Annotated in this window: 11 protein-coding genes; 4 read left to right on the top strand and 7 right to left on the bottom strand. The window is 41.7% G+C overall.

Going from position 1 to position 13,697, the window contains the following annotated elements; all coding sequences use genetic code 11:
* The first annotated feature begins 93 nt into the window (after positions 1–93).
* Positions 94–1,302, top strand: a complete 1,209-nt coding sequence (locus tag ACIFOT_RS07920) for an MFS transporter (RefSeq protein ID WP_430063750.1) — start codon at positions 94–96, stop codon at positions 1,300–1,302.
* 140 nt (positions 1,303–1,442) lie between these two features.
* On the opposite strand, the gene ACIFOT_RS07925 is transcribed toward ACIFOT_RS07920, so the two are convergent.
* The 4 genes from ACIFOT_RS07925 to ACIFOT_RS07940 are packed head-to-tail and all read right to left on the bottom strand — an operon-like array spanning position 1,443 to position 5,320.
* Complete coding sequence (locus ACIFOT_RS07925; protein WP_430063752.1) at positions 1,443–2,438, bottom strand: NAD(P)/FAD-dependent oxidoreductase; 996 nt, start codon at positions 2,436–2,438, stop codon at positions 1,443–1,445.
* Positions 2,428–3,273, bottom strand: a complete 846-nt coding sequence (locus ACIFOT_RS07930) for an ABC transporter ATP-binding protein (protein WP_430063754.1) — start codon at positions 3,271–3,273, stop codon at positions 2,428–2,430. The genes ACIFOT_RS07925 and ACIFOT_RS07930 overlap by 11 nt, the downstream gene beginning before the upstream one ends.
* A gap of 14 nt (positions 3,274–3,287) precedes the next feature.
* The gene (locus tag ACIFOT_RS07935) at positions 3,288–4,298 is read right to left on the bottom strand and encodes a FecCD family ABC transporter permease (protein ID WP_430063828.1); all 1,011 of its coding nucleotides are present in this window, start codon (positions 4,296–4,298) and stop codon (positions 3,288–3,290) included.
* 8 nt (positions 4,299–4,306) lie between these two features.
* Positions 4,307–5,320, bottom strand: coding sequence for a FecCD family ABC transporter permease (locus ACIFOT_RS07940; RefSeq protein WP_430063829.1), 1,014 nt, complete (start codon positions 5,318–5,320; stop codon positions 4,307–4,309).
* 302 nt (positions 5,321–5,622) lie between these two features.
* On the opposite strand from ACIFOT_RS07940, the gene ACIFOT_RS07945 reads away from it, so the two are divergent.
* Positions 5,623–6,570 carry an iron-hydroxamate ABC transporter substrate-binding protein gene (locus ACIFOT_RS07945; RefSeq protein ID WP_430063756.1) on the top strand — a complete coding sequence of 316 codons (948 nt, stop codon included), beginning with the start codon at positions 5,623–5,625 and terminating at the stop codon, positions 6,568–6,570.
* A 225-nt stretch (positions 6,571–6,795) separates the two neighbouring features.
* Here the strand turns inward: ACIFOT_RS07945 and ACIFOT_RS07950 are convergent, their stop codons facing one another.
* Together ACIFOT_RS07950 and ACIFOT_RS07955 are read right to left on the bottom strand one after the other, a co-directional pair.
* Positions 6,796–7,266: a nucleoside deaminase gene (locus ACIFOT_RS07950; RefSeq protein ID WP_430063758.1), complete on the bottom strand. Its 471-nt coding sequence runs from the start codon at positions 7,264–7,266 to the stop codon at positions 6,796–6,798.
* A gap of 155 nt (positions 7,267–7,421) precedes the next feature.
* Positions 7,422–7,793 carry a TfoX/Sxy family protein gene (locus tag ACIFOT_RS07955; protein ID WP_430063760.1) on the bottom strand — a complete coding sequence of 124 codons (372 nt, stop codon included), beginning with the start codon at positions 7,791–7,793 and terminating at the stop codon, positions 7,422–7,424.
* A 303-nt stretch (positions 7,794–8,096) separates the two neighbouring features.
* Between ACIFOT_RS07955 and ACIFOT_RS07960 the strand changes: the two genes are divergently transcribed.
* On the top strand, positions 8,097–9,344 hold the full coding sequence (locus ACIFOT_RS07960) for a GGDEF domain-containing protein (protein ID WP_430063762.1): 1,248 nt from the start codon (positions 8,097–8,099) through the stop codon (positions 9,342–9,344).
* A 103-nt stretch (positions 9,345–9,447) separates the two neighbouring features.
* Here the strand turns inward: ACIFOT_RS07960 and ACIFOT_RS07965 are convergent, their stop codons facing one another.
* Positions 9,448–10,374 (bottom strand): phosphotransferase family protein, encoded by a 927-nt coding sequence (locus ACIFOT_RS07965; protein WP_430063764.1) that lies wholly within the window; start codon positions 10,372–10,374, stop codon positions 9,448–9,450.
* A gap of 868 nt (positions 10,375–11,242) precedes the next feature.
* Between ACIFOT_RS07965 and ACIFOT_RS07970 the strand changes: the two genes are divergently transcribed.
* Positions 11,243–13,639 carry a M14 family metallopeptidase gene (locus tag ACIFOT_RS07970; RefSeq protein WP_430063766.1) on the top strand — a complete coding sequence of 799 codons (2,397 nt, stop codon included), beginning with the start codon at positions 11,243–11,245 and terminating at the stop codon, positions 13,637–13,639.
* Positions 13,640–13,697 lie beyond the last annotated feature (58 nt).

Here is a 13,697-nt window from a genome sequence, read left to right on the forward strand (position 1 = left end):
ACAACAATTGCTGTCTCACATCTTTTTCTTTTATTATTTGAAATATTGTTGTATCTTTGATAGGAATGAATAGAATTTCGAAAGGCGAAACGTATGTGGAAAAACAGAAATGTATGGATTTTATTAACGGGAGAATTTATCGCTGGTTTAGGTTTGTGGTTTGGCATCATTGGTAATTTGGAATTCATGCAGGATATGCTCCCCTCAGACTTCTTAAAATCGCTCCTTCTAGCGGGTGGACTGCTTGCTGGAATTGCGGTTGGGCCATATGCCGGCAGACTTACTGATCAGTCGAGTAAGAAAAGGGTTATGCTTATCGCTGGTTTTGTAAGGGCAGTCAGTGTAATCTTTATGCTCATTGCCATTGCGACTGATTCTATATGGTGGATGGCCGTTTTTCTAGTCTTGCTTCAAATTTCAGCAGCTTTCTATTTTCCTGCCCTTCAAGCAGCCCTCCCGATGGTCGTTTCTGATAAGGAACTTCTCCGGTTAAATGGTGTTCATATGAATGTGTCGACTCTTTCCCGTATTATCGGAACAGCATTGGCCGGATTATTGCTTGTCATCATGCCGCTATCGATGCTTTATGTGAGTTCACTGGTTGCATATATCGGATTATTCATCCTTACTTGGTTCTTGAATATTGATGAAAGCAAGGGAATTCAGCAAGTTACGAAAAGCACTTTAGAAAAGACTAGTTTTAAAGATGTTTTTCCGATTATAACAAATCTGCCAATTGTCTATATGACCCTCATCATGACACTGGTCCCCGTACTGTTTCTCGGAGGATTTAATCTTATGGTGATTAATATCAGTGAAATTCAGGATAGTTCCGCCATTAAAGGGTGGATTTACACGGCGGAGGGTATCTCCTTTATGATTGGTGCTTTCTTCATCAAACAAATCAGTGATAGAATTACCCCCTATTTCATTCTATTTGCTTGTTCATTTTTGATTGGGCTATCGGAGGTAATGCTCTATTTAGCAAACCTTCCGGTGGTAACAATTGCTGCCTTTGTGTTATTTGGATTTTCTGTCGGCTGTTTTTTCCCAACAACAGCTACTATCTTCCAAACAAAGGTACCGAAGGATTTCCATGGACGATTCTTCTCTTTCCGAAACATGCTTGACCGAATTAGCTTCCAGATCGTTCTTCTTATTAGTGGATTTCTGTTAGATTTGATTGGTCTTCAACTCATGTGCGTCCTTTTCGGAAGCCTATCTCTTACCATGACCGCTATCTTTTATTTAAGGCACCAATACCTGCAAACCCGTACCCGCACAATCGAACAAGAAAAATAAAACAAACCGGCCCCATCCACTGTTTGTGGTTGGGGCCGGTTTAAACTTATACTGTCCATCCATGACGGACAAATACCATAGAATGTCTTTTTTTGGTGTCAGGCACCATTAATGACACTTTTAACTACTATCATCACTCTCTAAAAGTGATTGGTGGAGAAGATTGGTTTCAGTTCTTTTTCTGGTTCGATATAGGCTTTGGCGCTGTTGACGGCGGTGGGGCCTTCTGAGAAGCCGCCTGCGATTAGGTGCAGTTTGTTTTGATAGCTGGCGATATCCCCTGCAGCAAAGATTCCAGGTATATTCGTTTCCATGAAACTGTCCACTTTAATACTGCCATTTTCGAATTCCAGCCCCCACTCCTTGATCGGACCCAGGTCAATCGAAAATCCATGATTCACAAGAACTTCGTCAACAACGATGTCCTGTATTTCTCCCGTTTCAAGGTTCTTCACACGAACGCTGTTCAGCTGGTTCTCTTCCCCATGCAGTCCCTCCATTACAAACGGGGTCAGAATGGTCGCTGTTGAGTTCCGGAGGTTCGAAATATTCCTTTCCAGTCCTGAAAATTCATTACGGCGGTGAACAACCGTTATGTGCTTCGCAATCGGAAGCAGTTCGTTTGCCCAATCCACTGCTGAATTGCCGCCGCCAGAAATTAGTACATGTTTGCCGGTAAAATCCTTGAGTCGTTCCACCGTATAATGCAGGTTCCGACCCTCATATTCCTCTGCATCTGCAAGGTCAAGCCTGCCGCTCTTCAACGTACCGAAACCTGTCGCTAAAATAATGGTGCGGGTATGATGCTTTTCACCATTATGGCTGGTTAAAAGAAACGTTCCATCCGTTAATCTTTCTAACCCAACTACCTGCTGGTTCAGAACAATCGTCGGCTCAAAGGTTCTGGCCTGTTCCTCGAGCTGCCGGATCAATTCCTCCCCTTTAATGGCAGGAATGCCCCCGATATCGCGGATCATTTTTTCCGGATAGAAATAGGAAACCTTTCCGCCCAAATACGGCAAAAATTCAATAATCTTCGTTTCCATTTCTCTCATGCCACAATAAAAAGCGGTGAATAGGCCAGCAGGACCTCCGCCAATGATGGTTACGTCGAAAAGCTTCATCTCATTCCACATCCATTCCCACTGCTATATATTCACTACACTTTTTCTCCCGCTGGTGTTCCTTTTGAATTAAATCATAAGAAAGGCAGACAGGCTTCTTCGTCCGTGGATCCTTGACTATCTCGGCATTAATTTGAAAAACGATTTTTAAAACTTCATGGGTCATGACTTCGTCAGCTGTACCTTCTTTTACTAATCTCCCCTCACGCATAGCAACCATATGATGGGAAAAACGTGAGGCATGATTAAGATCGTGAATGACCATCACAATCGTCCGTCCTTCTTCCCGATTCAATTTTTCCAGCAGCTGCAAGATCTCCAGCTGATGCGCCATGTCCAGATAGGTAGTAGGCTCATCGAGAAGCAAAAGGTCCGTTTCCTGTGCAATGGCCATCGCAATCCATGCACGCTGACGCTGTCCCCCTGATAGTGCGTCAACAGGATGATCGGCGAATGTTGTTAATCCAGTGACATCCAACGCCCATTGAATCACCTTTTTATCCTCATTCGATAGTCTGCCAAAGCCGCTTTGATGCGGGGAACGGCCAAACGAAATCAATTCGTAGACAGTTAAACCGCTAGGTGCTTCCGGACTTTGCGGAAGCACGGCCATCTTTTTGGCGATTTCTTTGGTCGGGATTTTGTGAATCATTTTTCCGTCCAGGTAAACAACCCCCGATTTGGCTGGATGAACTCGAGCGATTGTTTTTAAAATAGTCGATTTCCCGCAGCCATTAGCGCCGATGATGGTGGTAATTTCCCCTTTCTTTATGTTCAAATTCAATTCTTCTACAATGATTTTATCTCCATATCCTATTTGAAGATTCTCTGTTGAAAGTGAGACCACGCTCAGCTCCCCCTTTATTTTGCTTTCATAAGCAGGTAAATAAAATACGGTGCACTAAACACTGCCACAACAATTCCAACCGGTATTTCGGTTGGAGCGAGCAGATTTTTGCCGATCGTATCTGCCAATAGCACAAGTAACGAGCCTAAGATGGCGGTCACCGGAAGAAACAGCTGATGCCTTGGACCGATTAATCGTTTCGCTATATGCGGCGCGACCATTCCAAGGAATACGATGCCGCCCCCTGCCGCCACACTAAAACCTGAAAGCGCCACGGCAATGACAAGGAGCAGACGCCTTTCCTTCTCTACCCTGACCCCGAGCCCTGTTGCGACCTGATCGCCTAAATTTAATAGATTTAAGATATGCCCTTTAAAAATCGCAAATGGCAGAAGCACTAATATTAACGGGGCTAGAACACCAACCATTTTCCAGTTTGCTCCCCAAATATCACCGGAGAGCCAGACCGCCGCCTGCATAAAGTTTTGCGGATTCATTTTTAATTGAAAAATCATAATCGCGGCCCCAAAGCCGGAATTCACACCGATACCAACTAATATCAACCGGACAGGATCAATTCCCCTTTTCCAGGCTAGAACGTAGATAAGCAGGGCCGCAATACATGCGCCGACAAAGGCGAAAAGCGGCATTAAAAAAGTTCCAAAAGTACTAATACTGTTCATGGAGCCTTGGAAAAAATAGATAAATAAAATTACAGCGAAACCAGCTCCGGTGTTAATTCCCAAAATCCCCGGGTCAGCCAAATCATTTTTGGAAACTCCTTGAAGAATCGCACCGGCAACGGCTAATCCGGCACCGATTAATAAGGCTAAAATCATCCTTGGAAGACGAAAATCTACCAAAACGAGCTGGTCACGTGCAGTTCCCATGCCAATCAATGTCTTAAACACATTGATTGGAGCAATTCGCACCACCCCTAAATTTAAGCTGATGATAAAAAGAATGATCGTAAGCAGCAATAGGATGCTGATGGTTGCGATAAATTTATTTTGCTTTGCTTTCAATACGTTCATTAAAACCCTCTCCTTTCTCCGCGTGCCAGATAAAGGAAAAAGGGAACTCCGATGATAGCGGTAATCGCACCAACCGGTGTTTCAAACGGTGCGTTCACCATTCTCGCAGCGATATCCGCCAATACGAGCAATAATCCTCCTAAAACAGCGGAAATCGGGATGATCCAGCGGTAATCCGAGCCGATAATAAAACGGGTAATATGCGGGATGACCAGCCCTATGAAGCCGATGGCCCCCGCTACTGATACCGCTGCCCCTGTCAGCACAAGGACAACGATGACTCCAAGTAATTTGACGAGAAGGGTATTTTGTCCAAGCCCTTTTGACACCTCTTCTCCCAGGCTCAGAATCGTAATCGATCGTGAAATATACATAGAAAGCAAGAGTCCGAGCCCGCCAGCGACAAGCAAAATCTTCACGGAGCCCCAATTCATTGAAGTTAACCCACCGGCATACCAAAAGCTCATGTCCTTCGCCACTTGAAAATGAAGTGCAATCGCGCTCGAGAAGGCGCTCAGCATCGCTCCGACCGCTACTCCAGCAAGTGCGAGCTTAACCGGTGTCAAACCTCCTTTTGAATAAGCGCCAATCATGAAGACGAGCATGACGCCCAGCCCCGCTCCCACAAACGAAGAAAAAGTAAGACTTAAAAGGGTCGCTGCAGGGAAAAATGCAAGTGTAATGACTAAGGCAAAGGCAGCTCCATCGGTCACCCCCATGATTGATGGTGAAGCGAGCGGATTCCGTGTCAGTCCTTGCATGACAGCTCCTGACACAGCAAGCAATGCCCCAACCATTACTGCTCCTATCGCTCTCGGCAAACGGATTTCTTGAATGATTTGATGAGAAGTAACATCAGGATTGAAGTGCAAGACTGCTTCCCACACTGTCGCAAATTTGATATCTGCCGCACCGTAAGCAATCGATAATCCGATGGAAAGGATAATTAAAATAAGCCCAAAAATGATAACACCAGTTCCTTTTAGGAATGTTCTTTTTTTCAGATAGGGTATAGAACTACCTTCTTGTTGTTTGGCATTTTCACGCAAAAATGAACACCCTTTCTCATATGAAAAAACAAATAATTATTGAGTCTATAAAAAGCTCCAGAAATAATGATAATCATTATCATTAAGTATAAAGAGCAACTACTAATATTTCAATATATTAATAGTAGAAATACCACTTCCATAAAAATCCTTCAGAATCTCTTCACAAGATTTAAGAAATCTTGTTATTTTAATTATTGACTATCAACTTGAAAATGATTATCATTTGCATTAACAGAAGATTTTCACTATCAGGAGGAAAAACAATGTTTAAGAATCGCCTTTATTTATCTATTACGTTCTTACTTTTGTTAGTATTTGCAACCGCGTGTGGTAATGCAGATAATAAGGATACTAGCAAGAAATCAGAAGACAAAAATGTGGAAGTGAAATTACAGGACGCCATGGGTGAAGTTACGATACCAGCGAATCCTAAGCGTATTCTTGCCCCTTATTTAGAGGACTCTTTAGTGGCTTTAGGGGTAAAACCAGCGGCTCAATGGTCGATTGGCGATACCGTATTAGACTATTTGCAGCCCGAATTAAAGGGTGTTCCAAAGATTGGCTGGGATCTTCCATTGGAACAAGCAATCAGCAACGACCCTGATTTAATCATTTTCAGTTCTCCTACTGCGATTCAAAAAGGACAATATGAGGAATATAAAAAGGTTGCTCCAACCTACGTGTTTAAGGACGAGATTAGTGCAGACTGGCGTAAACAGCTTACACAGATGGGCGAAATTTTAAATAAGCAAAAGGAAGCCAAGGATGCTTTAGCTAAGTATGATTCCAAGGTTTCTGAGGCAAAATCCAAAATCCAGAACGCTATTGGAGAGGAATCAGCCGCCATCATTTGGGTAATGGGCGACAAATTTTATCTGATGGAAAACAATCGTTTCAGTGCAAATGTTCTTTATAGTGATCTAGGCATTAAGCAGCCTGACTTCGTCGAAGGATTAGGAAAAGCTGCGGTCCAGTGGGACCCAATTGCGCTTGAAAAATTACCTGAAATTAATGCAAACCATATCTTCTTAGTCAGCAAAAAAGGGGAACCCGGATTAGACATCTTAGCGAAGAGCTCCATCTGGAATGGTCTTGATGCAGTGAAAAACGGACACGTTTATGAAATGAACGACCCAAGCAACTGGACCATCAACGGACTAATCGCCAGCGAAAAAACCATAGACGAAGTCGTTAAAGCTTTAACAAAATAACAACCGTGTAAAGATTACAAATGGTGTCAGGCACCACAAAAATACATTCGTCCTCTTGTGGAGGACACATAAAAATACCTGCCCTCTTTCTTATAGGGCAGGTATTTTTATGCTATTTTACTGGACAAAATACTTCGTAAACAAGTTGGGAAAATTAAAAAAGGGTGTCAGGCACCATCTGTGGACAAATGTCCACGGGTGGTGCCTGACACCCTAAAATACCATCTAGTATTCTTTTTTTTGTTTTGAGTTTATCCAGGCTTGGAAAGGGGAGTAGTTGTTGTCGGGGAGTACACGAATCATTGGGATACTTAGTTTTTCTACAGGCAGAGCTAATTGATCATAAATGAATTGGTCATCGAAGCCAATTTTTGCTGCATCGTCTTTTGTACAGCCATAATAAATTGTCTTTAGCCTGGACCAATAAATGGCACCGAAACACATCGGACATGGCTCGCAGCTTGTGTAAAGCTCGCAATCTGTCAATTGATAGCTATCTAAAAATTTACAGGCCTCTCGAATCGCTTGGATTTCGGCATGTGCTGTCGGATCATTCTTTGCAGTTACCTGATTACGGCCGACACCGATAATTTGGCCGTTTTTTACCACTACTGCACCAAATGGCCCGCCGTTATTAGTAATCACATTTTCATAAGCAATATCCACGGCCATCTTCATAAACATCTCTTCTCTCATAAACTACCCCCATCCTTTTTCAAATTCCCTTAACATAATTTATTATCCCTATGCAGGAAAAAGAATTGTAAATTTATTAGACCCAAACACTTTTAAAACTAAAAAAACTAGCTTTCTCATTTAAAGAAGCTAGTTTTTTCTCCTATTAGCATTATTTATTTCTCTTTACTTTTCTTTTTCTTTGGTACTTTTTCAGGCATAGTTTCAACCCAGGTTACGGACTGCTGAATCCATTCCTTTATTTTATCAGGCTCTTCCCTCCATTGTTCTGGCAGCGCGACATACTCTTTCATCGGCCTGCCTGGCATAGGTGAAAACTCCGTTGCCCCTTCTTCCTCTAAAAGACGAAGACGATCTTGTTCTTGTAGTCTTACGAAAATTTGCGGGCCAAATAATCCCGCGAACATATTGCCATTAATAAAGCTCGCTAGGTTGCCGAACATCGGTTTTATATTGATACGGGGATCCACGGGAATAACGGAAGAGAAAAATGCTTTTGAGTCTTCATCTGGGCGTGGAAATGACATACGTACTCACTCCTTTTTTCGTTCTTTAAAGTCACCACTTTTAGTCATTCTACCTTTCATTGTGCCCAATAAGTCTAAGCAATAGGCAGAAAAATTATCGGTGTTGCATAATATGTAAGATTTTATGCTAGGAAAATATGAAACAATATAATTGCTATAAATTCACACAAAAAAGTTGTTCGTATATATCTGAAATTTTGTACAATGGTATTATAGGTTAATTTTGCCCAAATATAATAAGTTTTTGGACAATAATTCTAGGGCTATATTTTTGATCACAGTTGTGAAAGGACTTGAACGATAATGCTGAAAGCTAGGGTTTACGACTTATCCTTATTTTTCATTTCATTGGCCATAGCTTTTGGTTCATCTGAAATTCTGACCGTTAATTCCTATTATATAAAAGCCCTGATTATTTTCTGGTTTTTTTCTGTTCTTTATTTTCGCCTCCGGGTATTTTATAAAAATGGCAGTACGAATATTGAATATGGCATTAGCTATGACTTATCCATGGTCTTGTTCGCTGGACCAATTGGTTTACTAATATTTGAAACGATTTATCGCTTTACAGTTTATTCATATCGGAAATGGACCAAAACAGCTGATCCTAGTGAATTATCTGATACTTTTTATAACATTGGTTGCTTTGTCATAACGAACTCGATTGCCTATTTCCTGTTCCAGCATTTTATTGAAAGGTTTCAAACCGTCCCTTTCGGCTTTTGGATTCTGATGTTTCTCTTAGTCTGTATTTCCTCTTATCTTTCAGGTACTTTTATGGTTATTGTTTTTGTAATATTGGGAGAATTAAAATCCTTCAAAGAAGGAATCGACTTTATTTTTAGGGGGATTAGCTTCTTCGACTATGGGAAAGTGGCTGTTTCAAATGGATTGCTGCTCTTTTTTCTCCAAAATAAAAGCTGGGAAATGTTAATTATCATGTTTATTTTGAATTATATCGTTAGCCGCTCCTTCTATTACAAATCCCAGAGTATACAAAACAAGGTTGAACGGGACCAATTCGAACAAATGGCTTATACGGACTTTTTGACCGGGGTATTTAATCGTACCTTTATGGACAAAAAAATGGCTGAGCTCAACCAAACGGGTGAAAGTATTGGGATTGTCGTGGCCGATATTGATAAATTTAAAGGCATTAATGACAGCTATAATCATGCGGTGGGCGATAAGGTCATACAGCACTTTGCTGCAACTTTAAAAAGCTATCTAGATGTTGATGATTTTCTGTTTCGAAGCGGCGGCGAGGAGTTTACTCTCTGCCTCAGAAAAAGAAATTTCGATGAATCGTTAAGTTTGGTAAATAGAATGCTTGGAGGGATTGCAAACAATTCCGTTGCAGTAGAATATAACGGAGAACAGCTTTTTATCTCCTATTCTGCTTCATTTGGACTCTATTACTACAAAGTAAACGAACACATCTCCATGGAAAAAGGCTATATCCTTGCCGATGAACTCATGCTCCAATCCAAACAACTAGGAAGAAACAAAGTATCCGTCATCAACGGCTTACTAAACGAAAAAGTGGTCTAACCTATGCAGCATGGGTAGACCACTTTTTTTGTTGTTGGTGGTGTCAGGCACCATTAAAAGACATTTTCACTTTTTTGTACGCCTGGAGTGGACATATAGTAACTTAGACTGCCATCAGGCTTTTTATGTATTGGTCAGCGCGTTGGATCATCATTTCATCGGTTAGTCCTGTGAATCCGAAGTCTGTCCAGCCTGTATATACTTGTGGAGGTCCAGGGAGTACTTCGATTAAGGAAAGGATATCCCAATATGGATCATATTTGAATCCTGTGGAACCGGCGTGCCTTTGATATGCTGATAAGAATGCATCCGCTATGTGACCGCCATATAAAAGAGTTAAATTCAACCGGCAGTGGCCAACATCAATCCCTGCAGGACCCCGGCAGGCATTTACCCAATCGACTACACCACTGACTGCATGTCCATCCCACAAGACGTTTGTCGGATGATAATCCCGATGGATGAAGCACTGCTTAGTGTAGGGACGAGGTCCTTTTACTATATTAATAGCCTTTTTCCATAAGTCTGGACAGCTTGTCCAAGTAGGGATATCCAAGGAGTTAACGTCCATGTAGGTGTTGTAGGACCATGGAAAATCCCCGGCATCCACTGAGTGTATCTGAACTAATGTTTTTGCAAGGCCGTCCAGCCATAGATTCATGTTAACCGGACTTAGGTCCACACTGCCTCGAAGTCTAGTCATCAGCACAGCTGGCACTTGACAGGAGGTACCGGTTTTATCATATGCAACGATTTTAGGTGTCTGAATGCCCGTTCGTGCTGCCCATTGTAGACTCTTTGCTTCATGCAGGGCCAAATCTGGCTCTGCCAATACCCATTCTTCATTGTCGATTAACCGTAAAACGAGCTCTGAGACCCCTTGTTCACCATGTAGTGATAGACCGTAAACACTAGAAGACGTACCGCCTTTAAGCAGACTGAAAGAGTGTACTTTTGCCTTCCGATCTACTGAATCTATGACCCATTTAAGAACATTATCCGATAATTTGGATGCATAATCATCGAACATAATCAGTCCCCCTTTTATATTAATCTTCTTCCGATTCTATTCTTTAAATTAATATAAAATGATGGAACAATCAAACAAACCACAAAGTAAAAGAAATTCGGTGTCAGGCACCAATGTCCGCCTATAGTGGACAAAACGAAGAATTTGTCCATAAGCGGTGCCTGACACCGTAACACCGTTTAATATTTTTTTTCACGGCAGTTTTTACAGACTTTGATTTTTTCGTTTGTTTCTGTTGTGTGTGGGTACAAAAGCTTTATTCTTGTTCTCCCGCACAATGGGCATGTCCCCCGGCCGTTTGATGGCAGGTAGCTGATTGTTTTCCCCCGGTTCCTCTTCGCCATTTCCATCCATCCCTATCCAAAAAAATCTCGTTTCTTTATCTAATGTTGAACAGGCTTAAAGATTGATAGGCAAATAATTGTTTTTGTAACTAAAGTAAATATTGTGACGCCACTCATTACAAAAGTACTCTACCCTTTAAAGTTTTTAGATTCTCCATTAAAATGAGCCGCACTTATTGCAATAAATAGCTTCCAAAATACTATAAAATTCTACAAGAATCTACATAAAAAATAACAAATCCCATACTTAATGACTGTTTAAAGATATATAGAAATAACGACCCTTAGTATACAAACATTAATATACCCATAAAATTCCTAATCCTTATAAAACTTTTATAATAGGGATTTATCCCTATTAAAATACTATTCTAGAATCAATAGAAATATTTCGCTTTCTGAAATTTTTGTAAAACGAATATACTTTTTCATTCTAAATTTCCGACAAAATATACAGAATATTGAATTTACAATGGGCTTGTATTATTAAAATTTGATGAGAAAATTTTTGGGGGTGCAAGTATTTGGTTAAAAAGAAGTGGAAACGAAATCTAATGGTCATGTCCGCTATCACCGGACTAGGATTCACGACTCTATATCCTGGTCTCACCACGAAGACACAAGCGAGCGGGCTGCCCGATCAGCCTCTGCCAAAAGAGGAATCTGTCTCTATTGTTCAGTTGGAGGTTCCTAATCAAAAAGCAAAGGACAAGCTGTTAGAACTTGGAATTGACCTTGCGCACAGGGCCAGCGAACACAGTGGAATTTTAGAAGTAGACGCCGTTGTTACACCAACTGAGCTTGCCATGTTAAAAACCTTTGGAATCAAGGTAAAGGACACCTTAATCACAGAAAAGGAATGGAAGACTAGAACAGCAGAGAGACAGACTTCCGTACAGCAGGAGGCGAATCTGACAGCTGCTGAAGATTCCGTTAAAATTCTTCGGGCAAACCATTACACGAATCAATCTGAAACCTTCCTATATGTTGAAGCAAAAACAAGTGCTGGTGCTGCGGCAAGTACGGCTCTTACAGCCACCTGGACAGAAAATGGAGTTGAAAAATCAGCAACCCTTGAAAGATTTGTTGACTTAGGTGAATATATGTACCATTGGCTTGAAATACCCGTCAGCTCCATTCCATCATCTGTAAAAATCACAAGCAATCTTGGCGGAACTGCCACGAGTACCGTTACTCAGTGGCTAGGTGTAGACAAGCCTGGAAATCCAAAGAAACACTATGTCAAAGATTTTGTCGACCATTATATGGCTCCTGCTGAGCTATATGAGCGAGCCAAAAAATTAGCAAAAAATTTTCCTGATTTAGTAGAAATCATTGACATGCCGAATAAAACAAACGGCTATCGCCGATTGGCCCAGGCGACCGTGGGCAGCTCTACTAATTCCTCTGTTGTGGTAACTTCAAAAGCATGGGGCCATGAAGGCGGAAATGATATAACAGTAGAGTTCCGAAATCCTGAAACCGGCGATTCTCCTTTGAAAGTAACAATAGACGGTAAAAAGATTTTAGTGGATTTGGCTACAGATTCTTCCGCTATTGTTACAAGTACAGCAAAACAAGTAGTGGATGCCCTTAATTCTGATGCCAAAGAACTCGTATCCGCAACTACATTACGCGGCAATGCTGGTTTAGGAACGGTTTCCCCTGCAACTGCAACGTTAACTGACGGATTAAAAGCTCCTGCTAGCGTTTCCCGTGATCCTTTTACAGTAAAAGCAATCCGTATTGGAAAACACCGTGATGGTTCAAAGCCAGGTGTGCTTGGGTATGCTCAGGAGCACGCCCGTGAATGGGTAACACCTCTCGTGACAATTGAAACGGCTGAACGGCTGCTCCGAAACTATGCCTATGATGGAGAAACGAAGCAACTCGTTGATAACCTGGATATTTTCCTTGTTCCAACGGTAAATCCTGACGGAGCTAATTACAGCTTCTATGATTACAATATGCAGCGAAAAAATATGACCAATTATTGCGGTCCAACCGAATCGGACCCAGGTTACCGAAATTCTTGGGGCGTCGACCTAAACCGTAACCACTCAATCGGATCTGCTTTTGATGGATTTATTGGCGCTTCCACGTCACAATGCCGAAGCGGCACTTACGCTGGAACAGCAGAAAACTCCGAACCGGAAGCTAAAAATATAGTCTGGCTCGCTGATAAGTTTTCAAACATCAAATTCGCAATGAATATTCATAGCTATGGTGGGTATTTTATGTGGTCACCAGGTGCTTATGATGCAAATCGTACAACGCTGCCGCGTCCGACTGCAGGTGAAGAAGCCTTCTATTGGGCAGCCTCAGATACCATTCTTAACGATATTCAGGATCACAGGGGCACAGTCATTCTCCCAAGCCGTACAGGTCCAGTACCAGATGTACTATACTCTGCAGCAGGCAACTCTGCCGACTACCTATGGTATGCAAAAGGCATTTATGCATGGGATTTTGAAGTCGGAGCAGATTTATGGGATAAAGAAGCACAAACCTGGAAGCCCGTTGGATTCCAGCCTGCATTTTCAGAAGGCCATGAAGAAGCCATGGAATTTGCCAACGGTTTAATTGGCATGATTAAAGTGGCTTACAACAATTCGAAGGATCACCAGCCGCCTTCCTCAAAAGCTGTCCCTGGCAATGGTAAATTCTCCGTTCCGGTTGAGGTCAGCTTTGAAACGAGTGAGGCATCAACTATTTACTATACACTCGACGGCAGCCGTCCAACTTTTAAATCCGAAAAAATCAAGTTAAGTGGAATTCGTGAAGATGCGGAAACGTTGAAAGTTGATAAAACCACTACTATCAATTGGTTTGCGGTTGATGCAGCCGGAAACATTGAAAAAAATTACAATCCACTTAGCAAAGGAAATAACTTTAACTCTGTAACTTTAACAATAAAGTAATAATAGATTGGGAGGTTGGCCTTTTATGGTCAACCTTTTATCATATCAAAAAAGTAAA

Source organism: Neobacillus sp. NRS-1170 (genome assembly GCF_050468025.1).